The sequence below is a fragment of the Bacillus sp. 05T21 genome (genome assembly GCF_056396785.1).
This window is the reverse complement of the sequence record NZ_JBFTMD010000090.1, coordinates 1-723: the sequence shown is the minus strand read 5'-3', so window position 1 is coordinate 723 and position 723 is coordinate 1. Positions and strand designations below refer to the sequence as shown.

Genomic DNA, 723 nt, shown 5'->3' with positions numbered 1-723 from the left:
TATAGCCAAGCGGTAAGGCAACGGACTTTGACTCCGTCATGCGCTGGTTCGAATCCAGCTAGCCCAGCCATTTACGAGCCATTAGCTCAGTTGGTAGAGCATCTGACTTTTAATCAGAGGGTCGAAGGTTCGAATCCTTCATGGCTCACTTTTGTTTTTTCCGCGCGGTCGTGGCGGAACGGCAGACGCGCTAGGTTGAGGGCCTAGTGGGGGAAACCCCGTGGAGGTTCAAGTCCTCTCGGCCGCATCAAAAAATCTTTTAAAAAGTACTTGCATTTGAAAATGTAGTATGGTAAGATAATTGAGTCGCCAAAATACAACGACGAAAAAACATCATGAATAAGCGCCCGTAGCTCAATTGGATAGAGCGTTTGACTACGGATCAAGAGGTTAGGGGTTCGACTCCTCTCGGGCGCGCCATAACGGGAAGTGGCTCAGCTTGGTAGAGCACCTGGTTTGGGACCAGGGGGTCGCAGGTTCAAATCCTGTCTTCCCGACCACGCGGGTGTAGTTTAGTGGTAAAACAAGAGCCTTCCAAGCTCTGGTCGAGAGTTCGATTCTCTTCACCCGCTTTTAGTTCTTTGAAAACTGAACGAAACAAACAACGTGAACGTCAATTTTTATTTTTAGATGCTAGACAAACTAACTTTATTGGAGAGTTTGATCCTGGCTCAGGATGAACGCTGGCGGCGTGCCTAATACATGCAAGTCGAGCGAATGGAT

Annotated in this window: 5 tRNA genes and 1 rRNA gene; all 6 read left to right on the top strand. The window is 48.4% G+C overall.

Annotated features, from left to right (window positions below):
* Window positions 1-75 precede the first annotated feature (75 nt).
* Window positions 76-148, top strand: a tRNA-Lys gene (locus tag AC1DKZ_RS32885).
* Window positions 149-164: 16 nt separating this feature from the next.
* Window positions 165-247: transfer RNA gene (locus tag AC1DKZ_RS32880), tRNA-Leu, on the top strand.
* 96 nt (window positions 248-343) lie between these two features.
* Window positions 344-420: transfer RNA gene (locus AC1DKZ_RS32875), tRNA-Arg, on the top strand.
* A gap of 3 nt (window positions 421-423) precedes the next feature.
* Window positions 424-500 (top strand) — tRNA-Pro (locus AC1DKZ_RS32870).
* A 1-nt stretch (window position 501) separates the two neighbouring features.
* Window positions 502-572 (top strand) — tRNA-Gly (locus AC1DKZ_RS32865).
* A 76-nt stretch (window positions 573-648) separates the two neighbouring features.
* Window positions 649-723: ribosomal RNA gene (locus AC1DKZ_RS32860) — 16S ribosomal RNA — on the top strand; the annotation flags it as partial.